Here is a 22,161-nt window from a genome sequence, read left to right on the forward strand (position 1 = left end):
TATCAGGCGCGCGGGCCGCGAAATCAACCCGGCGAAGCACATCACGCCTCCCGCGGCGGCGGCGCGGCGACGAGCGCCTCGAGCCCTTCGGCCTTCATCACCGCCACGTCGCCGGCGAAGACCTCCATCACCGCGCTGCGGATCGCCGCCTGGCGGTCGGGCTGGGTGACGCGGGTGCCGGTCAGGTCGGTGACGTAGAACACGTCCACCGCCCGCTCGCCGAAGGTCGCGACATGCGCCGAGGTGATGTTGAGGTTGAGGCGGTTCAGCGCCGTGGTCAGCTCGTAGAGCAGGCCCGGCCGGTCGAGACCGGTGACCTCGACCACCGTCTCGCGGCTGGACAGCGCGTTGTCGATCGCCACGTCCGGCGGGACCAGGAAGGTCTTGGCCCGGCCGGCGGAGGGCGGGTGCTTGTCGGCCACGAGCTCGGCGATCTTGATCTCGCCCTTGAGCGAGCGCTCGATCGAGGCGGTGATGCGCCGGCCGCGGCGCATCTCGTCCTCGTCGCGCTCGAAGGCGCGGGAGATGAAGATCGAATCGAGGGCGAAGCCGTCGCTGGTGGTGAAGGCCTGGGCGTCGACGATGTTGCCGCCGGCCGCCGCGCAGGCCCCGGTGACGATGGCCAGCAGCCGCGGGTGGTCGGGCGAGTACACCGTCAGCTCGGTGACGCCGCGGACCGGATCGGTCTCGACGTCGGTGGCGCTGGTGCGGCCGGCCTCGATCGCCTGGCGGATGAAGCCGGCGTTCTTGAACTGGCGCACGCCGTCGACCTTCAGCCAGTAGGCCTGGTTGTGGCGCGCGGCGTAGGCGTCGAACACCTCCGACGACCAGTCGGGCAGCTGCTCGCGCAGGCCCATCTGGATCAGCCGGACGCGGTCGGTGCGGGCGATCTCGGAATGGCCGCCCGACAGCACCACCTCGGTCTCGTCGTAGAGGGTGCGGATCAGCGTGCCCTTCCACGCGGTCCAGACGCCGGGGCCGACGGCGGTGATGTCGGCGACGGTGAGGATCGTCAGCAGGCGCAGGCGCTCCAGCGTCTGCACCACGGCGGCGAACTTCTCGATGGTCTTCGGGTCCGAGAGGTCGCGGCTCTGGGCGGTCATCGACATCAGGAGATGGTGCTCGACGAGCCAGGCCACCGTCTCGGTCTCGGCCTGGGTCAGGCCGAAGCGCGGGCACAGCTTCTGCGCGATCGCCGCGCCGGCGATCGAGTGGTCCTCGGGCCGGCCCTTGGCGATGTCGTGGAGCAGGATCGCGACGTAGAGCGCGCGCCGGTTGTGGATCGCGTTGACCAGGCGCGAGACCAGCGGGAACTGCTCCTCGGTGCGCCCGGAATCGATCGCCGCGAGCACGCCGAGCGAGCGCAGCAGGTGCTCGTCCACCGTGAAGTGGTGGTACATGTTGAACTGCATCATCGCGACGATGCGGCCGAAATCCGGGATGAAGCGGCCGAGCACGCCGGCCTCGTTCATCTGCCGCAGCACCGATTCCGGCGAGTTCTTCGAGGTCAGGATCTCGAGGAAGAGGCGGTTGGCCTCCTCGTCGGCGCGCAGGGCGTGGCCGATCAGGCGCAGGGAGCGGTTCGCCAGGCGCTTGGCGTCGGGATGGATCGCGAGGTTGTGCCGGTCGGCGAGCCAGAACAGGCGCAGGAGGTTGACCGGATCGCGCTCGAACGCGTCCTCGGCGCGGACGTTGACCCGGCCGTGGTCGAGCCAGAAATCCTCCGCCTCGATCGCGGTGGCGCGGAACCGGTCGCGGAACTTGCCGATCCAGCGGTCGAGCACCGGCGTGCGCTTGGCGTGGCGCGCCTCCAGCTCGGCGCAGACGATGGCGGTGAGGTCGCCGACGTCCTTGGCGATCAGGAAGTACGCCTTCATGAAGCGCTCGACGCCCGACAGCCCGCCGCGCGGCCCGAAGCCGAGGCGCTCGGCGATCTTCGGCTGCAGCCCGAAAGACAGCCGCTCCTCCGCGCGCCGCGTGACGAAGTGCAGGTGGCAGCGCACCCGCCACAGGAACTCGTCGCAGCGCTCGAACAGGCGGTACTCCTCCGCCGTGAACAGGCCGGCGGCGACGAGCTCGACCTGGTCGCGAACCCGGTAGGTGTACTTGGCGATCCAGAACAGGGTGTTGAGGTCGCGCAGGCCGCCCTTGCCGTCCTTGACGTTGGGCTCGACCAGGTAGCGCGAGGAGCCGGCCTTGGTGATACGGCCGTCGCGCTCGCGCAGCTTGGCCTCGACGAACTCGTGCGCGGTGCCCATCACCAGCTCGGCGTCGAAGCGCGTCACCAGCTCCTCGAACAGCACCCGCGTGCCGAACAGGAAGCGCGCCTCCAGGAGCGCCGTGCGGATCGTCATGTCGGCGCGGGCCTCGCGCAGGCATTCCTCGACCGAGCGGGTGGCGTGGCCGACCTTCAGCTTGAGGTCCCACAGCACGTAGAGCATCGCCTCGACGACGCTCTCCGACCACGCGGTCTGCTTGTAGGGCAGCAGGAACAGGAGATCGATGTCGGAGCCCGGCGCCATCGTGCCCCGGCCGTAGCCGCCGGTCGCCACCACCGCGAGCTGCTCGCCGGTGGAGGGGTTGTCGTTCGGATAGAGCCGCCAGACCACCGCGTCGTGGATCGCGCGCACCACCGCGTCGGTCAGGTTCGACAGGGCGCGGGCGCAGCGCATGCCGTCCCGGTCCTTCAGAAGCTGCGCCTCGGCCGCCGCGTGGCCGGCCTCGATGACCCGCTTCAGCTCCGGCACCAGAACGGCGCGGAGCTTCGTCGGCTCACGAGCCTCGCGATCCAGGGCATCCAGAACCTTGTCCAGGGCAGCGACGGCATCGAACATGGGTACCCGTTAGCATGAACTGCCGGTGCTGCCAGCGGGGCCGGGCTTCCGGACCGGCGCGCGGCGTCGAGCCAGGGTCCTCGAGCCGGGGCTCGTCAACGAAGGGCCTCGGGCGAGGGGCCGCGAGCAAGAGCCACGCCGAAGCCACGCTCGATCCGGATCCGCCGGAGCGGGCGGGGTGCCGGTGGGCGAGCTTTGACGCGCCGTCCCGGGGATCGTATATACGAAGTCGATACGTTGATGCGAGCGCGGCACGGTGCCGTTCGAAGCTTGGTCATAGCCATGCCAGGGAGGTGCGCGTGATCGTTCAGTTCTCCCGATGGGGCAACAGTCTCGCCCTCCGCATTCCGGCGCAGATCCTGCGAGACGTCGGCGCTGCGGAAGGCAGCACGGCCGAACTGAGTGTCGAGGAGGGGCGGATCGTCATCGCGCCGCGCGCAGAGCCGCCGCGCTACACCTTCGACGGCCTGCTTGCCGGCATCACCAAAGAGAACCTGCACGACGACCAGTTCGAGGGGCGGACGGTCGGTGACGAGATCTGGTGAGCCGCCCTATTGCCCTGATCTCGGCGACCTGATCTTCCTCGAGTTCAGTCCGCATCTTGGGACCGAGCAGGGCTTCACCCGGCCCGGGCTCGTCCTCACGCCGCGGTCCTACAACGGCCTCGTCGGGCGCTGCTTCGCGTGTCCGGTCACCAGCCGCGGACGTGGCTACCCTTACGAGGTGGCCCTGCCGTCCGGGCTGAAGATCCACGGCTTCGTCCTTGCGGACCAGGGCAAGCCGCTCGCCTGGGCCGAGCGCTACGCGCGCTTCGTCGACGTCGCGCCGGCGGCCGTGATCGATGACGTGAAGGCGAAGATCGCAGCGTTCCTGCAACTTGGTTGATGCCGATCGTCCACGGCTGTGCGTCCTATATTGCGGAATTGTCGTTTGACATAAAGAACGCACCGGCCTAGCTCGGATCAAACGCCCGATCCGAAAAGGACTATCCTCATGCGCCTTGCCCGCCGCGCGCTTCTCGGTGCCGCCCTCGCGCTCGCTCTCCCGGTCGCCCTGCCCACCGCCTTGTCTGCGCCCGCCGGCGCCGCCGAGGTCAAGGAGGTCCGCCTGGACTGGGCGACCTACAATCCGGTCGGGCTGGTCCTGAAGGACAAGGGGTTTTTGGAGGAGGCGCTGAAGCCGAGGGGCATCACCGTGCGCTGGGTCCAGTCGCTCGGCTCCAACAAGGCGCTCGAATTCCTCAATGCCGGCGCGATCGACGTCGGCTCCTCGGCCGGCGCCGCCGCCCTCGTGGCGCGCATCAACGGCAACCCGATCAAGGCGGTCTACGCCTTCTCGCGGCCGGAATGGACCGCGCTCGTCACCCGCAAGGACAGCGGCATCGCCCGGGTCGCCGACCTGAAGGGCAAGCGCATCGCCGTGACCCGCGGCACCGACCCGCACATCTTCCTGATCCGCGCCCTCCAGGGCGCGGGCCTGACCGAGCGCGACGCCAAGCTCGTCCTGCTCCAGCACGCCGACGGCCGCACGGCGCTCGACCGCGGCGACGTCGACGCCTGGGCCGGCCTCGACCCGATGATGGCCGCGGCCGAGATCGAGAACGACGACGTGCTGTTCTTCCGCGACGCGAGCGCCAACACCTGGGGCCTGCTCGACGTGCGCGAGGCGTTCGCCCAGGAGAACCCCGAGCTCGTCCGCACCGTGATCGCCGCCTACGAGCGGGCGCGGCTGTTCGCGATCCAGAACCCGGACGCGCTGAAGGCGGCCCTGGTCGCCGCGACGAAGCTACCCGAGCCGGTGATCGCCCGGCAGGTCGCCCGCACCGACCTTTCCGAGCCGGCGGTCGGCAAGGCCCAGGCGGCCTCGATCCAGGCGGCCGGCCTCGCCCTGCAGCAGGCCGGCATCATCCCCGCCGGCACCGACGTCGCCGCCGCCGTCGACGGGCTGATCGACACGCGCTTCAACCCGGCGCGGTAGGCGAGGGCGTATCGAGCCCCGCTCGCATCGTTCGTCGCAGAGCCGTATCGTCCGCGCGATCCGCAGCGCGGCTCCTTCTCCCAGGGGGAGAAGGGTGGGATGAGGGGCGTGCCTCAGACGGAAAGGTCACACCCCTCACCCTGTCCCTCTCCCCTTGGGAGAGGGGGCCCGCGCCGCGATATGCCCACGGTTCGGTCGACGCACACAGCAGGAGCGACCGGAGGCATGCCCGAGATCACGAACCTCCTCGCCTTCGCGCTGGTCTCCCTCGGCATGGTGCTGACGCCGGGGCCGAACATGGTCTACCTGGTCTCGCGCTCGCTCTCGCAGGGGGCGGGCGCCGGGCTGGTCTCGCTCGGCGGGGTCGCGGCGGGGTATCTCGTCTACATGCTGGCGGCGGCCTTCGGCATCACCGCGCTGCTGCTCGCCGTGCCCTTCGCCTACGACGCCCTGCGCCTTTCCGGCGCGCTCTACCTGCTGTGGCTGGCCTGGCAGGCGGTGCGGCCGGGCGGGCGCTCGCCGTTCCAGCCGCGGATGCTGCCGCCCGACGGGCCGCGGCGGCTGTTCGCGATGGGGTTCCTGACGAACCTCCTCAACCCGAAGATCGCGGTGATGTACCTGTCGCTGCTGCCGCAGTTCATCACGCCGGGGCACGGCAGCGTGCTGGTGCAATCGCTGGTGCTGGGGTCGGTGCAGACCGGGATCAGCGTCGGCGTGAACGCGCTGCTCGCCGTCACCGCCGGGTCGGTGGCCGGCTTCCTCGGCGGGCGCCCGGCCTGGATGGTGGCGCAGCGCTGGCTGATGGGCACCGTGCTCGCCGGCCTCGCGGTGCGGATGGCGACCGAGGCGCGGCGCTGAGCCCGCGGCGGTGCTATAGGGCCGCCGACCCTCCAGCTCCCGACGGTCCGATGCCACACCTTTCCGAGCTCTACGCCCGATGACCGGACCCGCGGCCGCTCCGGCGGCGAACGCCGCTTCCAACCTCGCGCCAAGCGCCGCCCCACGGGCCGGACGCGCGGTCTCCCCGCGCTTGGGCCGGGCCGGCCTCGGCCTCCTGCTTCCGCTGGCGCTGGCTCTGGGCTGGGAGGCGGCGGTCCGTGCCGGCCTGGCGCAGGGGCGGCTGCTGCCGCCGCCGAGCCGGATCGCGGCGACGCTGTGGGAGCTCGCCCGCTCGGGCGACCTGTGGATGCACGTCTCCGCGACGCTGGTGCGCGTCGGCCTCGGCTTCGCGCTCGGCGCGGCGGCGGGGATCGTCGCGGGCGCGCTGACCGCGACCCTGCCGACCCTGCGCCGGCTCGTCGACCCGAGCCTGCAGGCGTTGCGCGCGGTGCCGTCGCTCGCCTGGGTGCCGCTGTTCATCCTGTGGTTCGGCATCCTCGAGACGCCGAAGGTGATGCTGATCGCGGTCGGGGTGTTCTTCCCCGTCTATGTCGGGGTCGCGGGCGCCATCGCCTCGGTCGACCGCAAGCTCGTCGAGGTCGGGCGGATCTTCCGGCTGTCGCGGGCGGCGCAGGTGCGGCGCATCCTGCTGCCCGCGGTGCTGCCGGCCACCGTCACGGCCTTGCGCACCGGCCTCGGGCTCGGCTTCCTGTTCGTGGTCGCGGCCGAGCTGATGGGAGCGTCCGAAGGTCTCGGCTACCTGCTGATCGACGGCCAGCAATTCTCCAAGCCCGAGCAGATCCTCGCCGCGATCATCGCCTTCGCGGTGGCGGGCAAGCTCGCCGATGCTTTGCTGGTGGCGCTCACGACCCCGCTGGTGCGCTGGCAGGACACGGCGCGGGACGCGCTCTGATCACGATCGCCGCGGGACGCGCTCCGACGGGAGACGCGTCGGGTTTCGCGCTCGGGGCGCGTCGCCTCAGTCCTGGTCGGGCTCGTCGGTCTCGGCCCGGTCGCGATCGTGGACCGGGCGCGGGTGCGTCGTCACCGGCGGGAACAGCTCGGCGAGCCCGGCGGCCACCCCGTAGAGCACCGGATCGGACCCGGGCCCGGAATGCGGCGGGTGGAGATCGCTCTTGACCATGGAATTCGTCACCTTCGGCGCCCTATTCATCCCGTTGCCAGCGCCGTCGTAAGCCTGACGGACAGCTCCAAGACTGCCCTTAGGGCTTGTCAAGTCGTGCTTTGGTCCAGGGTTTCATGCCGGCGAAAAGAAAGTTTCGGTGTGCCCGTCGATGGTTGCAGACGACCGCGGGCCGAACCATCCGAGGGTTGAGGCCGGGATGCGAACCGGTAGTTTATTGCACGGCAGCATGACGTGCACTCCGAGGCTCCGTTCTGTTGCGGTGCAGCATGACAAATCGGACGCGTTGAAAATGCCGCGCTCGTGGGTTCGTCCGTAGGGAAGCAGAGGGCCGGACCCCGATTTCGACAGAAGACCTTTGTCGAGCGACCGATCTGCACGATTGAATGCAATCGGCATTTCTGTTCCAGTCGCCACTTAGAACGGGAACAATCTGGGCAGGAAATCATGCCGCGTTTCGAGCCCTGGGATGCGCAGCGCGCTTCCGGGATCATCGCCGAGCACCGTCACCTGGAAGGCGCCACCCTTCCGATCCTGCACGCGCTGCAGGAGACCTTCGGCTACGTCGATGCCGGCGCGGTGCCGCTGATCGCCGATGCGCTCAACCTGTCGCGGGCCGAGGTCCACGGCTGCATCACCTTCTATCACGACTTCCGCGCCCACCCGACCGGCCGGCACGCGGTGAAGCTGTGCCGCGCCGAGGCCTGCCAGGCCATGGGCTCGGACCGGCTGCACGCCGAGATCCTGTCGCGCCTCGGCACCGGCTGGCACGGCACCACCGCCGACGGGAACGCGACGGTCGAGCCGGTCTACTGCCTCGGCCTGTGCTCCAACGCCCCGGCGGCGCTGGTGGACGGCGAGCCGATCGCACGCCTCACCGCCGACAGCCTCGACGCGGCCCTCAGCGAGGCGCGCGCATGAGCACCCCCATGAGCATCACCCTCTACGTCCCCCGTGACGCCGTGGCCCTCGGCCTCGGCGCCAACCGCGTCGCCCGCGCGCTGTTCTCCGGCGCCGAGCGCCGCGGCCTCGACGTGTCGATCGTCCGCACCGGCTCGCGCGGCCTGTTTTGGCTCGAGCCGATGGTCGAGGTCGCGACCCCAGAGGGCCGCGTCGCCTACGGCCCGGTGACGCCCGCCGACGTCGACGCGCTCCTCGATGCCGGCCTGGCGGAGGGCGGCGACCACCCGCTCCGCCTCGGCGACCCGGAGGCGATCCCGTTCCTGGCCCGCCAGCAGCGACTCACCTTCCACCGCTGCGGCGTGATCGATCCGGTCTCGGTCGACGACTACAAGGCCCATGGCGGCTATCGCGGCCTCGAGGCCGCGTTGCGGCTCGGCCCCGAGGGCACCGTCGGCGAGGTCCGCGAATCCGGCCTGCGCGGCCGCGGCGGCGCCGGCTTTCCCGCCGGCATCAAGTGGAACACGGTGATGCTGGCGCGGTCGCACCAGAAATACGTGGTCTGCAACGCCGACGAGGGCGATTCCGGCACCTTCGCCGACCGGATGATGATGGAGGGCGACCCCTTCAACCTCATCGAGGGCATGACCATCGCCGCCGTCGCCGTCGGCGCGACTCGGGGCTACATCTACCTGCGCTCCGAGTACCCGCAGGCCTTCGCGACGCTGAAGGAGGCCATCGCCAACGGCATCGCGGCGGGCGTCCTCGGCGACGACGTGATGGGCTCGGGCAAGAGCTTCCACCTCGAGGTCCGGCTCGGCGCCGGCGCCTACATCTGCGGCGAGGAGACCTCGTTGCTGGAGAGCCTCGAGGGCAAGCGCGGCATCGTCCGCGCCAAGCCGCCGATCCCGGCGCTGAAGGGCTTCCTCGGCCAGCCGACGCTCGTCAACAACGTGATGACCTTCACGGCGACGCCCTGGATCCTGGAGCACGGCGCTAAGGCCTACGCCGATTACGGCATGGGCCGCTCGCTCGGCACCCTGCCGATCCAGCTCGCCGGCAACGTGAAGCACGGCGGGCTGATCGAGACCGCCTTCGGCATCACGCTGCGCGAGGTGATCGAGGGCTACGGCGGCGGCACCTTCTCCGGCCGGCCGGTCCGCGCGGTGCAGGTTGGCGGCCCGCTCGGGGCCTACTTCCCCGATCACCTGCTCGACACGCCCCTCGATTACGAGGCGATGGCGGCCAACAAGGGTCTCGTCGGCCACGGCGGCATCGTCGTGTTCGACGACACCGTCGACATGGCGAAGCAGGCCCGCTTCGCCTTCGAGTTCTGCGCCACGGAATCCTGCGGCAAGTGCACCCCGTGCCGCATCGGCGCGACCCGCGGCGTCGAGACGATGGACAAGGTCATCGCCGGGATCAGCCCGGAGAGGAACCTCACCGTCATCGCCGACCTCTGCGAGGTCATGACCGACGGTTCGCTCTGCGCCATGGGCGGGCTCACGCCGATGCCCGTGATGAGCGCGATCACCCATTTCCCCGAAGACTTTTCGCGCGCGGGCGACCTGCCCGTCGCGGCGGAATAGGGAGGCGTCCATGGCCCTCATCAAAGAGATCGACTACGGCACCCCGATCCGCGTCAGCGATCAGACGGTGACGCTGAGCATCGACGGCATGGACGTCACCGTCCCGGCCGGAACGTCGGTGATGGCCGCCGCGATGACGGCGGGCACGCAGATCCCGAAGCTGTGCGCGACGGACTCGCTGGAGCCGTTCGGCTCCTGCCGCCTCTGCCTCGTGGAGATCGAGGGGCGGCGCGGCACGCCGGCCTCCTGCACCACGCCGGCCGAAAACGGCATGGTGGTGCGGACGCAGACCGACAAGCTCGCCAAGCTCCGCAAGGGCGTGATGGAGCTCTACATCTCCGACCACCCGCTGACCTGCCTGACCTGCGCCGCCAACGGCGACTGCGAGCTGCAGGACATGGCCGGGATCGTGGGCCTGCGCGACGTGCGCTACGGCTACGACGGCGACAACCACGTCGTGCCCACCGCCGAGAAGTACCTGCCGAAGGACGAGTCGAACCCGTACTTCACCTACGATCCGTCGAAGTGCATCGTCTGCAACCGCTGCGTCCGCGCCTGCGAGGAGGTGCAGGGCACCTTCGCGCTCACCATCGAGGGCCGCGGCTTCGACAGCCGCGTGGCGGCCGGCAACACCAACTTCATGGAATCCGAGTGCGTGTCCTGCGGCGCCTGCGTGCAGGCCTGCCCGACCGCGACGCTCCAGGAGAAGTCGATCCACGAGCACGGCCAGCCCGAGCATTCGGAGGTCACGACCTGCGCCTATTGCGGCGTCGGCTGCTCGTTCAAGGCGGAGATGCAGGGCACCAAGATCATCCGCATGGTGCCCTACAAGGGCGGCAAGGCCAACGAGGGCCACAGCTGCGTCAAGGGCCGCTTCGCCTACGGCTACGCCACCCACAAGGACCGCATCACCAAGCCGATGATCCGCGAGAAGATCACGGATCCGTGGCGCGAGGTGTCGTGGGAGGAGGCGATCGGCCGCGCGGCCTCCGAGTTCAAGCGCATCCAGGCGACCTACGGCCGGGACTCGGTCGGCGGCATCACCTCGTCGCGCTGCACCAACGAGGAGGCCTACCTCGTCCAGAAGCTGGTGCGCGCCGCCTTCGGCAACAACAACGTCGACACCTGCGCCCGCGTCTGCCACTCGCCGACCGGCTACGGCCTGATGTCGACGCTCGGCACCTCGGCCGGCACGCAGGACTTCAAGTCGGTCGAGCAGTCCGACGTGATCCTGGTGATCGGCGCCAACCCGACCGACGGCCACCCGGTCTTCGGCTCGCGGATGAAGCGGCGCCTGCGCCAGGGCGCCAAGCTCATCGTCGCCGACCCGCGCAAGATCGACCTGGTGAAGTCGCCCCACATCAAGGCGACGCACCACCTGCCGCTGAAGCCCGGCTCCAACGTCGCCTTCATCAACTCGATGGCGCACGTGATCGTCACCGAGGGGCTGATCGACGAGGCCTACGTGCGCGAGCGCTGCGACCTCGCCGAGTTCGAGTCCTGGGCCCGCTTCATCGCCGACGAGCGCCACTCGCCGGAGGCGCAGGCGCAATACACCGGCATCGACCCCGTTGAGCTCCGCGCCGCCGCCCGGCTCTACGCCACCGGCGGCAACGCCGGCATCTACTACGGCCTCGGCGTCACCGAGCACAGCCAGGGCTCGACCATGGTGATGGGCATGGCCAACATCGCCATGGCCACCGGCAACATCGGCAAGCTCGGCGCCGGCGTGAACCCGCTGCGCGGCCAGAACAACGTCCAGGGCTCCTGCGACATGGGCTCGTTCCCGCACGAGCTGCCGGGCTACCGCCACGTCTCGGACGACGCCACCCGCGAGAGCTTCGAGGCGCTCTGGGGGGCCAAGCTCGACAACGCGCCGGGCCTGCGCATCACCAACATGCTCGACGAGGCCGTCGATGGCGCCTTCAAGGGCATGTACATCCAGGGCGAGGACATCGCCCAGTCGGACCCGGACACCCACCACGTCACGTCCGGCCTGATGGCGATGGAGTGCATCGTTATCCAGGACCTGTTCCTGAACGAGACCGCCAAGTACGCCCACGTCTTCCTGCCGGGCGCCTCGTTCCTGGAGAAGGACGGCACCTTCACCAACGCCGAGCGCCGGATCTCGCGCGTGCGCAAGGTGATGCCGCCGATGGGCGGCTACGGCGACTGGGAGGGCACGATCCTGCTCTCCAAGGCGCTGGGCTACGAGATGGACTACAGCCATCCGTCGGAGATCATGGACGAGATCGCGGCGCTGACGCCGAGCTTCGCCGGCGTCTCCTTCGCCAAGCTCGACGAGCTCGGCTCGGTGCAGTGGCCCTGCAACGACAAGGCGCCGATGGGCACGCCGATGATGCACGTCGACCGGTTCGTGCGCGGCCTCGGCCGGTTCATGATCACCGAGTTCGTGGCCACCGAGGAGCGCACGGGGGCGAAGTTCCCGCTCATCCTCACCACCGGCCGGATCCTGTCGCAGTACAATGTCGGCGCGCAGACCCGGCGCACCGAGAACTCGCGCTGGCACGAGGAGGACGTGCTGGAGATCCACCCGTTCGACGCCGAGGTCCGCGGCGTGGTCGACGGCGACCTGGTCTCGCTGGAGAGCCGGTCCGGCGACATCGCGCTCAAGGCGCGCATCACCGAGCGGATGCAGCCGGGCGTGGTCTACACCACCTTCCACCACGCCAAGACCGGCGCGAACGTCATCACGACGGACTTCTCGGACTGGGCGACCAACTGCCCCGAGTACAAGGTCACGGCGGTGCAGGTCCGGCGCACCAACCGCCCGTCGGACTGGCAGGCGAAGTTCTACGAGGAGGACTTCTCGCTCACCCGCATCGCGCAGCAGCTCGACGCGGCGGAGTAGCGGCAGGCCTTTCCCTCCCCCCTCTGCGGGGGAGGGACACGCGCTGCTCGCGCATCGTTCGGCAACGCAGGCAAGCAAAGGTTTTCGATGAGCGCGCTGACGAGCGACGAGAAGCTGGTACGGATGGCCAACCAGATCGCGTCCTTCTTCCGGTCCTACCCGGATGACGAGGCGGTGACCGGCATCCACAAGCACGTGGTCGCGTTCTGGACCCCGAAGATGCTCGCGAGCCTCGAGGCCTGCCTGCCGGCGATGGGCGAGCGGGTCGACCCGCTCGTGGTCCGCGCGATGCGCGAGGGCCGGACCGAGGCCGAGAGCCCGGTGCGGTCCGCCACCCGCGATCCGCAGAAGCTCGGCGAAGGTGCGAGCGACGCCGGTTGACGCCGACGCGGTTTTGTCATGATCGGACGGATGAAACGTCCGACTCGTCGACATCCGCGCATAGTCGCGCTTGAATTCAATCCTTAGAATTCACCTCGATTGACGGCCCGCTCAACAGGGCCGCTTCGGGGGAACCTCACCGATGACCGCACGGACCGCCGACGTCACCTTGCTGCGCGAGCGGCCGACATCCTGGTTGTCGCGCGAATACATCGTCGCGAAACCCGGGTTCAACCGCTGGCTCGTGCCGCCGGCGGCCCTGGCGATCCACCTCTGCATCGGCATGGCCTACGGCTTCTCGGTGTTCTGGCTGCCGCTCTCGCGCGCCCTCGGCATCACCGCGTCGAAGGCCTGCCCGGACATGTCGCTGGCGACCGCGCTGGTGACCACCACCTGCGATTGGCGGGTGGCCGATCTCGGCTGGATGTACACCCTGTTCTTCGTCTTCCTCGGGGCCTCGGCCGCGGTGTTTGGCGGCTGGCTCGAGCGGGCGGGGCCGCGCAAGGCCGGCATCGCCGCGGCTTTGTGCTGGTGCGGCGGCATGGCGATCTCGGCGCTGGGCATCGTCACCCATCAGCTCTGGATGATGTGGCTCGGCTCGGGCGTGATCGGCGGCATCGGCCTCGGGCTCGGCTACATCTCGCCGGTCTCGACCCTGATCAAGTGGTTCCCGGACCGGCGCGGCATGGCCACCGGCATGGCGATCATGGGGTTCGGCGGCGGCGCGCTGATCGGCTCGCCGCTGGCGGCGATGCTGATGGACGCGTTCAAGTCGCCGACCTCGGTCGGCGTGTGGCAGACCTTCCTGGTGATGGCCGCCGGCTACTTCGTGTTCATGATGGCCGGCGCGCTCGGCTACCGCGTGCCGCCGGCCGGCTGGAAGCCCGAGGGCTGGAGCCCGGCGCCGGCCAAGGCGGGGATGATCACCAACGGCCAGGTCCACCTCGACGACGCGCACAAGACCGCGCAGTTCTGGCTGATCTGGGCGGTGCTGTGCCTCAACGTCTCGGCCGGGATCGGCGTCATCGGCATCGCCTCGCCGATGCTGCAGGAGATCTTCGGCGGCCGCCTCGTCGGCGCGCCGGATGTCGGCTTTTCCGCCCTCGAGGCCGGCCAGAAGGCGCAGGTCGCCGCGATCGCGGCGGGCTTCGTCGGGCTGCTGTCGCTGTTCAACATCGGCGGCCGCTTCTTCTGGGCCTCGATGTCGGACAAGCTCGGGCGCAAGACCACCTACGCGATCTTCTTCGCGCTCGGCATCGCGCTCTATGCCGGTGCGCCGTCCTTCGCCGCCGCAGGCTCGCAGGCGCTGTTCGTGCTCGCGTTCTGCGTCATCCTGTCGATGTACGGCGGCGGCTTCGCCACGGTGCCGGCCTATCTCGCCGACATCTTCGGCACGCAGTTCGTCGGCGCGATCCACGGGCGGCTGCTCACCGCGTGGTCGACGGCCGGCATCGTCGGGCCGGTGGTGGTCAACTACATCCGCCAGGCGCAGGTCGATGCCGGCGTCGCCGGCTCGCGCCTCTACGACGGCACCATGTACATCCTCGCCGGCATGCTGGCGCTCGGCTTCGTCGCCAACCTGCTGGTGCGCCCGCTCAAGGCCAAGTGGTTCATGTCGGACGCCGACGTGGCGGCGCTGAACAGCCGGGGCGCGGCGGGGACGATCCCCTCGGGCTCCTTCGGCATCGGCCGCGGCGGCTTCGGCCTGGCGGCGCTCGCCGCCTGGGCCGTCGTCGGCATCCCGATCGCCTGGGGCGTGTGGACGACGCTGGCCAAGGCGCTGATCCTGTTCCGCTGAGCGGGCGCGGTCGGCCGAATGGGTATAGCCTTCCCGGCACGCCGCCGGGGAGGGTGCCATGATCGACAAGCTCGACTTCCTGCTCGCGCTCTCGCGGGAGCAGCATTTCGGGCGCGCCGCCGAGACCTGCGGCGTCACCCAGCAGACCCTGTCGGCGGGGGTGAAGCAGCTCGAGAACCGCTTCGGGGTGCAGCTGGTGCGGCGCGGCTCGCGCTTCCAGGGCTTCACCCCGGAGGGCGAGCGCGTGCTCGAATGGGGCCGGCGCATCGTCGCCGACAGCCGCGCCATGCACGAGGACGTGGCGGGCCTGCGCCGCGGCCTCACCGGGCACCTGCGCATCGCCGCGATCCCGACCGCGTTGCCGATGGTGGCCAACCTCACCACGCCCTACCGCGAGAAGCACCCCGACGTGCGGCTGACGGTGGAATCGACCACCTCGGCCGACATCTTCTCGTTGATCGAGAACCTGGAGGCCGATGCCGGCCTGACCTACCTCGACAACGAGCCGCTCGGCCGGGTGATCTCGGTGCCGCTCTACCGCGAGCGCTACCGGCTGCTGACCGCGGAAGGCGGCGCCTTCGACGCACGCGCCTCGGTGACCTGGGCCGAGATCGGCCGCCTGCCGCTGTGCCTGCTCACGCCGAACATGCAGAACCGGCGCATCATCGACCAGCAGATCCGCGACGCGGGCGGCGAGCCCTCGGCCTCGCTCGAATCGAACTCGATGATCGTGCTGATGACCCATGTCCGCACGCTCAAGTGGGCGAGCGTGATGCCGGCGATCCTCGCCGACGCCCTCGGGCCGATGGTCGGCGTGCGCGCGATCCCGATCGTCGCGCCGGAGCTGGAGCACACGATCGGCCTGGTGGCGCCGCGGCGCGAGCCCTCCACCCCGATGATCACGGCGCTGGTCGCCATCGCGCGGACATTGGCGAAGACGCTCGACGCGCCGGACCTGTAGGAGCGCCGCACCGGCGTGCACGAAAAAGGCCGCCCCGGTCGGGGGCGGCCTCGTCGTCCGATCCGGGCTGCCGGACCGAAACGCTTACTTGATCTTCGATCAAATCCAATGAAATTTAGTGCAATCAGACGAAACGGCTAAAGCACTGATACCGCTTCTCTTTGCGTATCAGCTTGTTTCAGATAATTCCGTGCAGTATCGTATTTTCGTGACCCGGACGTGACCCGTCCTCGGGATGGCGAGTTCACTCTTGGCTGCAAAAAACCTGACCGATGTCGAAGTTCGCTCGCTCAAGCCCGAGGCTGGCCAGCGCCTGATGATCTACGACGCGAAGGCCCGCGGTCTGTGCCTCCGGGTGTCTGCCGGCACGAAGGCCTGGAGCTTCGTCTACCGGCCTCGGGGAACTGCTCAGCAGCGACGGTTCACGATCGGTGACTATCCCGCCTGGAGCCTGTTACAGGCCCGAGAGAAGGCGCTGGCACTCCGTCGGCTAGTCCAAGACGGCGGCGACCCGGTAGCCGCCGCCAAGGAGCGCCGTGAAGCCCTCACCGTGGCCGGCCTCATCGAACGCTTCATCGAGCAGCACGCGAAGAAGAAGCTCCGGTCATGGCGCGACTACGAGGGCCTCCTCAAGCGCGACGTCGTCCCGGCTCTTGGCCATCGGCTTGCTCAGGAGCTCACCCGCGGCGAGGTCGCCAACCTGATCGACAAGATCGCCACACGGGCACCCGTGGTGTCGAACCGCAATCTGCAGACCCTCTCCTCGGTCTATTCCTGGGCCGTGAGCGAGGGGCTCGTTCAATCGAATCCCGTCACCGGGCTGAAGCAGCGGCATGCCGAGGTGCCGAAGGACCGGGTGCTTTCGGATGCGGAGATCAAGGCCTTTTGGTACGCGAGTGCCAACTCAGCGCCGGCCTACAGGGATGCCTTCAGACTGATCCTCCTTACCGGCCAGCGCCCTGGCGAGTGCGCTGGGATCCGAGCTGAGGAGGTCGACCTCGTGAAGGGAACGTGGTCACTTCCGGTGGCGCGCACCAAGAACAAGCGAGCTCACTCGATTCCTCTCGTGGGCGAAGCTCTGGCCATCGCCGTCCGCCTCTGTGCTGAGACCCGGGCTGGCCCACTGATCCTCAGCCCGCGTGGGCGAGCACTCTCACCGCAGAACATGGCGAAGGCCTTCGAGCGCCTGCGGGAGGGCATCTTTGAGACTGGCGCCACACCGCATGACCTCCGGCGCACCGCGGCAACCTTGTTGGGGCGCCTCGAGATAGATCGCATGACGATCGCCTACGTCCTCAACCATGCGTCGACGACAAAGGCCACCGTTACGGGCTCAACATACGATCAGCACGACTACCTGCCGCAGAAAAAGCGAGCTCTCGAAGCGCTGGATACGAAGTTGAAAATGATCTTCGAGGTCGTCACCTCAGGTGGCCTTGCCCCATCCGCCAAAGATTGAGCCTGAAATGGGAAGCTTTAACGATCTGGCAAGAAAATGGAACGTTCGCAAGGCAAATGACGCGCTCAACGAGAAGTCGCCGTCACACATCGTTGGGTGCACAGATTTCTTTAACGAACTTATAGTCCTTCAAAGTCTCACTTTTGATAATAGGTTCCTAGCCGCGAGAAAGATCATATCGGATGCTTGTGCTGAGTATGGGCTTACAGACGGGCGTGGTAATTGGAAGAAAGATTTTCGCCCTTTAGATGATCTCCCTCCCCCAGATTATCACAGCCAAGTCGCGAACTTGCTCGCAAGAGGAAAAAGCATTCGAGAGGCGTGCGCGACTGTGGTGGTGAGCAATCATGTGAACGCCGCCAGCTTCGAGGCTGCCGTCGCGCAGGTGAAGCGGATTTGGCAGAAAGAGAAGGCCCGCAAAGTTGAACAATTGGGTGGGGGCAAAAATCCATAGTTGGACATTTGGGGACCTCCCAGAAGTCCTATGACAGGCTGAAAAAGCCTGCACATTGTCCGTGTCGCCCGACAAAAGGAGCGACGCGATGGAACAGAAAAAGGGATTGGTTCGCTGGCCTGAGGTGCATCAGCGGACCGGCTTGAGCCGCACGACGGTGTGGCGGCGGGTGAACGAAGGCAGCTTCCCCGCCCCGGTAAAAATCAGCGCGCAACTCGTGGCTTGGCGCTCAGCCGACCTCGACGTGTGGGAGGCCTCGCTGCAGCCGATTGGCACAGCGGGCTCCAAGGTGGCCGCGTGAGACGGCCTGGTACTCTCCCCGGGGACCAGTCGGTCTACGCCGGGAATCGCCTCCTCGGTCACGTGCGAGGTTCGGTATCCGGAGTCACGGCATACCGGCCCGACGGTTCAGTGCTGGGGACATTTACCGGCCGTAAGGAGGCCATCGGCGCAATCCATGCCTTCAACGCCAACAACAGATCTGGAAGCGAGCCCGCAACATGAACACCGCCCCGCTACGGGGCGAAGAGCACCCTAGAACGCGAGAGGCGGTCGCTGGGAACGGCCGCCTCTCAAAATCAAGTTCTGGTTTGCTTGGGAAAGCCCCCTCAACATACAGCGCCGCTACGGCCTCGCCAACAGAGAACGTCAAAGTTTTCCCACTCGATTGGAAGACGAGACGTGCTCGCGCGGCATTCCGGCTTGCTGACATCATCAAGCTGGCAATTCAACGCCGGCATCGCGGCCTCTCGGTTGATCCCGGCAACTTTGCCTTCGCGTTGGCATCCACACTCGGCGGAGTTCCCGCTGGGCCTTACGTGATACCGCGACGCCAGCGGTTTCTGAGGTGGTTCGGGTTAGACTTTGAGTCCCTCAGCCACACGATCAAGCGCGCCGACCTTGGCGCGTTCGGTGATGCCGAGCTGGAAACGATCATCCAGGGCGTATCGCGCCACCAAATCGCCCATGGACAGAAGGTGATGAGCGCGGCCGCAGTTGGCCGCCTGCTAGCCATGACGTCGGCAGAGCGTGAGGAATTCGGGATCACGCAGATCGAGGCGATCGACGAGCCGAGGGTGGATCGGATCGCCAGACAGAAGGAGGCGAGGCAGCAACGCGATCGAGAGCGGAAGCGGGTTCAGCGCGGGTGCATATCTCGCCAACTGTATGAGGAGCGATCGACCGCTCGGGAGAAGCCTTGGATCCGAGCGGGGGTCAGTCGCGCCACTTGGTATCGGCAGCGTGAGACAGGTGTGTCCACCCGCGTTCTCTTCTCACAGAATGCAGCGACAGACCTGTCTCACGGCGTGGCTCCAAAAAGAACACATACCGAACCGGGTCCAGCGAGACTCGGCAGTGACTATCCGGGCGTTGGCGCTGACGTGCCTTCGCACAGTGGCAAGACGAGGAACGCTGCGGTCACGGAAGGCGATGAGCAGCCGCCTACGAGGGGTGCCGGGCAGACCTGTGGCGCTCGATCCGAACCACGCGGCGATCAGCACGGGAGGGCAGCATGACGGTCCCAGGCCAATTCGATGTTGAGGCTGCATGGTACGGCCTGCCACCCGATCTGCGCGACCGCATCGGCATCATCGCGGTCGACATCGTGTTCCAGGGCTTCGTCTACGGCGACGCCTTCGTGGTGTTCGGCCGACCTGCGGGTATGCCGGTTGGAGACGAGGTTGCTCAAGGCGCAGCATGCGAGGCGAAGACCCGACGCCTGAATGAGCTGACGCGCGTGATCGAAGCCGCGTTGCCCGATCTGTTCGCCCCGACCATCGGGACACCGGTGCGGAGCGACAACCCGGGGCCGCGCCCATGAGCCATCCAGCGCTCGACCTCACGCGGTTCGCGAAGATCCGTGCCTTGCATGATGGAGCCGCCACCGCCGGCGAGAGGGAAGCGGCTGCAGGACGGATGCAAAGCCTTGTTGATACAGCCGGGATGACCCTCAACGAGGCTCTGTCCAAATTGGACGCCCCGGCACCGCAGAAGACGCGTGCCGAAGCGATGGCGTCGGCATTCAGCGAGCTGTTCAATACCCCCGAGATGCGGGCGCAGCGGGCTGAACGCGAGAGACAGCGTGCAGAACGGCGGGCCGAGCTTCTGGTCGAATACGGAAGCGAAGACGCTGTCTGGGCGCCCTGCGAACGGGAACGGGCGTTGGAGGCCGCATGCCGCCCTGTGATTATCCGCAAGCCGATCATCGGCGGCGAGGTGGATACACTCGAAGGATGGGACGGGGGTCGCTGGTCACGACTGCCCGCCAACGCGCAGAAAGCTGTCGCCAGCGCCTACGAAGCCCCGGCGACAGTTCGGGAGACGTTGTCCGAATGGCGCTACTGGGAGAGGCGTGGAAACGACCAGTATGCATTCTGGCCCGATGCATCCCCCTTCGTATGGGTGAAGGCGCGGATTGAATACCTCGAGCTTCGCCTCGACACGCTGCCAGCCGTGTCACTGAATGACCTCCAGTCTCGGCTCGACTGGATGCGCATTCTGAATGAGCGGGAATGGCACCGCGATGCGATTGAGGAGAGAGCGCTCCTCGATCGGCTCGCCGCCGACGTAGAGCGGATGGGCACGCTCATTCGAGACCAGGACACCGAGACCCCGACTGTCCAAGATGGACACGATCCAGATCTAGATGATGGGCTGAAATCTCAGCCGATCCCATCTGTCCAATCTGGACAGCGGCGAGGGGAGGCACACGGTGCCTACCCATTTCACCGCACCAACGCGGACAAGCGCCGTGACGTGATCGCCCTCCTCGCCGAGGGCCTTACGGATCGCGAGGTGGCACGACGGGCCGGTGTCTCACCAACCACAGTCGGCAACCTACGTCGTGCCGGCACTGCAGCTGAGGATGCGCCATGACCGACCGCCATTCCTCCGGCTTCAAGGCAGGCGTGGATGGGATCAGGAACCGGCGCATGACGGTGTCAGCCGACGTCGCCGACTCCCAGCCGGTGGTGCACCTCCGCCTCAGAGATGGCTCGGGCACGCTGAAGCGGGCCACCGACACGATCGACCTCAGCCTTCGTCAGGCCAATACCCTGGTGAAGGCCCTGAACGCGGCCATCGAGGCAGCCGAGATCGATCCCCGCCGCGATGGGTAGGCTCAGCGCGCCCGCCCTGGATCACCGAGGACCTGGAGCTTCATCGGCTCCAGCGACATCCAGCAACTCGTCGCGGCTCATCCAAAGGACCCCGCCTTCCGAGTGGATAGCGTGCGCAACCAAGCCCATGCCAATCTTCGTCTTCGCAGCATCGAATGCCTTGTCAGAGCTGTCGTGTTCCTCGTGGTTCCACTGCCCGCTCGATTGGTTGATGCTGTCGCCCCATTCCAAGATCCACATCGTGCTCTCCTCTGACCCGCGAGAATCGATCAAAGCCCGCCTGTGGTTCCATGAGGCCCTCTCCCACGCAGCGGGGGGGGCATCGAAAGTCTACGGTGTAGGGGAGCGGCAACCGCATCAGGTCCCATTCGCGGATTTAATTTTGGCCAGTGGTTCAGAAAAAACGCAAAGAGTGTCGGACCTGCAGGCCACAGGTGCCCATTCGGTTCACCGCTCATGCTTGATGGCAATCAAGCCACGAGCCGTTGCCGGTAGGGGCCAAGTCCAACCGTTGGTGCTCTGATAGAAAATGCCTAAGCAACTCGCTGGGCTGCTGGCCAGCATCCGTAGCTGGACATCGCCGCATCGCGATGAATGCCCATGCGCATGAAATCTCGCAATTAAATTCTTGACGTTTTTCCGAGGCGGCAAAATCGGGATCTGACCACCGGGCGCTTCCGCTTGGATCGGATGCGCCTGTCTCGCGCCAAAGATTTTTCAAGCTATCTATCAAAACGGTCTAGATGATAGATAAGGCCTATCATTGGAGCGATGTGGTCATGCGGCTCGAACTCTTCCATCGGAGGCGGTTGCTCGGAACGGTCGTACGATCGGCTGGCCAGACCGCTTTCGCCTACGATCCGACCGGCATCGTCGTTGGCCAATACGCAGATCTAGACGCTGCCGCCGCAGCGCTCGCCCGCCGGCAACGGGAGGCTGCATGACCATCAGGGGAATCGCTGCCGTCGCCGAGGAGTTGGACGTCCAGCAGTATGTACTCCGGTTCTGGGGCGTTCAGTTCCCAGAGATGCGTCCCATTCGTCGGAGCCGCCACCGCTACTACCGGCCCGAGGATGTGGAGCTGCTGCGGGGCGTACGCGAGCTTCTGCACGTGCAAGGCTTCACCATTGCAGGTGCCCAGGCGGTTCTCCGCACCAGGGGCATCAACTTCGTTCGAGCCATCGGACGGGGGCAGGTCGGTGCACTCGATCATGTCGACATGCCGGGTGATGGGATCGCCCTGGCCGATCTCTCACCGGAACAGCGGGATGCTTTGATGTCGGCGCTGGCGGATTCGGCGGCCTGCCGCGCGCTTGCTGATCGGTGCCTTGCTCAGGCCAAGGGCAGAGAGGCACACCATGACTGATCGGATCGTCGGTGAGGTTCGGAAATCGGCGCGCGAGAGCATTCGGGTCATCCTGCGCAAGAAGCGCGGCGACGTCGGCCTTGATCTTCGCATCGCCGCCACCGACGGCCGGGGTGGGTTTACCGAGACCACCAAGGGCATCCGGATCCCGCTGGCACAAATCGGCGACGTTATCAGCGCGCTGCAGGAGGCTCAGCGATTGGCTGGGCCGCTTGATCCGTAACAGCGATGCGGCCGGTAGCCTCGGGCGAAGTCGCTGCAGGGCAGAGGCACGCTTGATTATCCCTGCGCCTACATCTCCACCTGCGTCCCCAGCTCGACGACGCGGGGTGGCGGGATCCGGTAGTAGTCGGGCGACCGCACAGCGTTGCGCGCCATGAACGCGTAGAGCGGCTCCTGCCATGAGGATAGCTCGGGGCGTAGCGACG

At 67.5% G+C, this 22,161-nt stretch carries 23 protein-coding genes; 19 read left to right on the top strand and 4 right to left on the bottom strand.

The features are described 5' to 3' along the window. Window positions 1-41: 41 nt before the first annotated feature. Window positions 42-2,834 (bottom strand): [protein-PII] uridylyltransferase, encoded by a 2,793-nt coding sequence (locus MKK68_RS12880; RefSeq protein WP_147843209.1) that lies wholly within the window; start codon window positions 2,832-2,834, stop codon window positions 42-44. Window positions 2,835-3,133: 299 nt separating this feature from the next. Here MKK68_RS12880 and MKK68_RS29750 point away from each other — a divergent pair, with 299 nt between their 5' ends. The 5 genes from MKK68_RS29750 to MKK68_RS12905 all read left to right on the top strand — a co-directional run bounded on the left by MKK68_RS29750 (window position 3,134) and on the right by MKK68_RS12905 (window position 6,603). Next, complete coding sequence (locus MKK68_RS29750; protein WP_210246691.1) at window positions 3,134-3,379, top strand: AbrB/MazE/SpoVT family DNA-binding domain-containing protein; 246 nt, start codon at window positions 3,134-3,136, stop codon at window positions 3,377-3,379. Next, complete coding sequence (locus tag MKK68_RS12890; protein WP_147728174.1) at window positions 3,363-3,719, top strand: type II toxin-antitoxin system PemK/MazF family toxin; 357 nt, start codon at window positions 3,363-3,365, stop codon at window positions 3,717-3,719. Before MKK68_RS29750 ends, MKK68_RS12890 begins: the two co-directional genes overlap by 17 nt. 108 nt (window positions 3,720-3,827) lie before the next feature. Continuing rightward, window positions 3,828-4,811 carry an aliphatic sulfonate ABC transporter substrate-binding protein gene (locus tag MKK68_RS12895; protein ID WP_244030595.1) on the top strand — a complete coding sequence of 328 codons (984 nt, stop codon included), beginning with the start codon at window positions 3,828-3,830 and terminating at the stop codon, window positions 4,809-4,811. A 225-nt stretch (window positions 4,812-5,036) separates the two neighbouring features. Continuing rightward, a complete protein-coding gene (locus tag MKK68_RS12900) occupies window positions 5,037-5,669 on the top strand; it encodes a LysE family translocator (protein WP_147728172.1) in 633 nt (210 codons plus the stop codon). A 79-nt stretch (window positions 5,670-5,748) separates the two neighbouring features. Further along, window positions 5,749-6,603, top strand: a complete 855-nt coding sequence (locus MKK68_RS12905; RefSeq protein WP_243933663.1) for an ABC transporter permease — start codon at window positions 5,749-5,751, stop codon at window positions 6,601-6,603. A 66-nt stretch (window positions 6,604-6,669) separates the two neighbouring features. On the opposite strand, the gene MKK68_RS12910 is transcribed toward MKK68_RS12905, so the two are convergent. Continuing rightward, window positions 6,670-6,834 carry a hypothetical protein gene (locus MKK68_RS12910; RefSeq protein WP_244030596.1) on the bottom strand — a complete coding sequence of 55 codons (165 nt, stop codon included), beginning with the start codon at window positions 6,832-6,834 and terminating at the stop codon, window positions 6,670-6,672. A gap of 447 nt (window positions 6,835-7,281) precedes the next feature. Between MKK68_RS12910 and MKK68_RS12915 the strand changes: the two genes are divergently transcribed. From MKK68_RS12915 to MKK68_RS12970, 12 genes are all read left to right on the top strand, one after another. Beyond that, window positions 7,282-7,755, top strand: a complete 474-nt coding sequence (locus tag MKK68_RS12915; RefSeq protein ID WP_147726809.1) for a formate dehydrogenase subunit gamma — start codon at window positions 7,282-7,284, stop codon at window positions 7,753-7,755. Window positions 7,756-7,763: 8 nt separating this feature from the next. Beyond that, window positions 7,764-9,323, top strand: a complete 1,560-nt coding sequence (locus MKK68_RS12920) for a formate dehydrogenase beta subunit (RefSeq protein ID WP_244030617.1) — start codon at window positions 7,764-7,766, stop codon at window positions 9,321-9,323. A gap of 10 nt (window positions 9,324-9,333) precedes the next feature. Further along, a complete protein-coding gene (gene fdhF / locus MKK68_RS12925; protein ID WP_147726811.1) occupies window positions 9,334-12,195 on the top strand; it encodes a formate dehydrogenase subunit alpha in 2,862 nt (953 codons plus the stop codon). Window positions 12,196-12,282: 87 nt separating this feature from the next. After that, the gene (locus MKK68_RS12930) at window positions 12,283-12,576 is read left to right on the top strand and encodes a formate dehydrogenase subunit delta (protein WP_147726813.1); all 294 of its coding nucleotides are present in this window, start codon (window positions 12,283-12,285) and stop codon (window positions 12,574-12,576) included. A 142-nt stretch (window positions 12,577-12,718) separates the two neighbouring features. After that, entirely contained in the window at window positions 12,719-14,374 is a 1,656-nt protein-coding gene (locus MKK68_RS12935) for an OFA family MFS transporter (RefSeq protein WP_147726816.1), read from the top strand. 58 nt (window positions 14,375-14,432) lie between these two features. Then, window positions 14,433-15,335, top strand: coding sequence for a LysR family transcriptional regulator (locus MKK68_RS12940; RefSeq protein WP_147726817.1), 903 nt, complete (start codon window positions 14,433-14,435; stop codon window positions 15,333-15,335). Window positions 15,336-15,570: 235 nt separating this feature from the next. Beyond that, a complete protein-coding gene (locus MKK68_RS12945; RefSeq protein WP_244030597.1) occupies window positions 15,571-16,794 on the top strand; it encodes a tyrosine-type recombinase/integrase in 1,224 nt (407 codons plus the stop codon). Beyond that, window positions 16,766-17,248, top strand: coding sequence for a hypothetical protein (locus MKK68_RS12950; RefSeq protein WP_244030598.1), 483 nt, complete (start codon window positions 16,766-16,768; stop codon window positions 17,246-17,248). The genes MKK68_RS12945 and MKK68_RS12950 overlap by 29 nt, the downstream gene beginning before the upstream one ends. An 88-nt stretch (window positions 17,249-17,336) precedes the next feature. Further along, window positions 17,337-17,549, top strand: a complete 213-nt coding sequence (locus tag MKK68_RS12955; RefSeq protein ID WP_244030600.1) for a helix-turn-helix transcriptional regulator — start codon at window positions 17,337-17,339, stop codon at window positions 17,547-17,549. Window positions 17,550-18,761: 1,212 nt separating this feature from the next. Next, window positions 18,762-19,070, top strand: a complete 309-nt coding sequence (locus MKK68_RS12960) for a hypothetical protein (RefSeq protein WP_244030602.1) — start codon at window positions 18,762-18,764, stop codon at window positions 19,068-19,070. Continuing rightward, on the top strand, window positions 19,067-20,125 hold the full coding sequence (locus tag MKK68_RS12965) for a helix-turn-helix domain-containing protein (protein WP_244030604.1): 1,059 nt from the start codon (window positions 19,067-19,069) through the stop codon (window positions 20,123-20,125). The genes MKK68_RS12960 and MKK68_RS12965 overlap by 4 nt, the downstream gene beginning before the upstream one ends. Next, the gene (locus MKK68_RS12970; RefSeq protein ID WP_244030606.1) at window positions 20,122-20,367 is read left to right on the top strand and encodes a hypothetical protein; all 246 of its coding nucleotides are present in this window, start codon (window positions 20,122-20,124) and stop codon (window positions 20,365-20,367) included. The genes MKK68_RS12965 and MKK68_RS12970 overlap by 4 nt, the downstream gene beginning before the upstream one ends. A gap of 21 nt (window positions 20,368-20,388) precedes the next feature. On the opposite strand, the gene MKK68_RS12975 is transcribed toward MKK68_RS12970, so the two are convergent. After that, on the bottom strand, window positions 20,389-20,607 hold the full coding sequence (locus tag MKK68_RS12975) for a hypothetical protein (RefSeq protein ID WP_244030608.1): 219 nt from the start codon (window positions 20,605-20,607) through the stop codon (window positions 20,389-20,391). Between the two features lie 700 nt (window positions 20,608-21,307). Here MKK68_RS12975 and MKK68_RS12980 point away from each other — a divergent pair. After that, complete coding sequence (locus MKK68_RS12980) at window positions 21,308-21,733, top strand: MerR family transcriptional regulator (protein WP_244030609.1); 426 nt, start codon at window positions 21,308-21,310, stop codon at window positions 21,731-21,733. Then, window positions 21,726-21,956, top strand: coding sequence for a hypothetical protein (locus MKK68_RS12985; RefSeq protein ID WP_244030610.1), 231 nt, complete (start codon window positions 21,726-21,728; stop codon window positions 21,954-21,956). The genes MKK68_RS12980 and MKK68_RS12985 overlap by 8 nt, the downstream gene beginning before the upstream one ends. A gap of 68 nt (window positions 21,957-22,024) precedes the next feature. Here the strand turns inward: MKK68_RS12985 and MKK68_RS29930 are convergent. Further along, on the bottom strand, window positions 22,025-22,161 hold a 137-nt coding region (locus MKK68_RS29930; RefSeq protein WP_409567236.1), incomplete at its 5' end, for a KUP/HAK/KT family potassium transporter.

The sequence above is a fragment of the Methylobacterium sp. E-016 genome, assembly GCF_022829745.1.
GTDB lineage: Bacteria > Pseudomonadota > Alphaproteobacteria > Rhizobiales > Beijerinckiaceae > Methylobacterium.